Annotated in this window: 1 protein-coding gene; it reads left to right on the forward strand. The window is 49.6% G+C overall.

The annotated features are described in order from the left end of the window. Nucleotides 1-14: 14 nt before the first annotated feature. Nucleotides 15-472, forward strand: a 458-nt coding sequence (locus RCF13_RS00175) for a hypothetical protein (RefSeq protein WP_308140666.1), incomplete at its 3' end; no start/stop codon positions are given.

The following is a 472-nucleotide window of genomic DNA, read 5'->3' on the forward strand; positions in this document are numbered from 1 at the left end:
GCCGCATTGCTCATGTGGATACCGAACGTTGGGAAGCCGTGAAGGAGGTTCTGGCGCCGTTATACGATTATCTTTGGGTGCACAAACGTACCGCTGACATTCGTTCGCAGTCAGAAGAAAAGCATAAAAAGCTGTCTGAGAACGGTAAAAAAGGCGGGAGACCAAGGCGGGAAGAAAAAGCCGATGGAAAGCCCGGCTTTAATTCGGCTTTTGATCGGCTTAAAGCCGATGGAAAGCAATCACAATCACCATCACAACCACAATCACCTTTACATTCATATTCAAAATCAGAACCAGCGTCAGATCATGGGGCTTTGGAGAATAGAGAAGTCCCGTCTGCGTATGTGCGCGTAAGCGGGGCGAGCGAACCTTTTCCGAAGCTTGAAAATCCAGCGGACGCCAAAGCTTTTGTAAAAGGTCTCGATCTGCCGCCGTTCCATGTTTCTACAGCTATTGAGCGCGTAATGGCCGG

The organism is Stenotrophomonas maltophilia group sp. RNC7 (assembly GCF_030910085.1).
Taxonomy (GTDB): Bacteria; Pseudomonadota; Gammaproteobacteria; order Xanthomonadales; family Xanthomonadaceae; genus Stenotrophomonas; species Stenotrophomonas sepilia.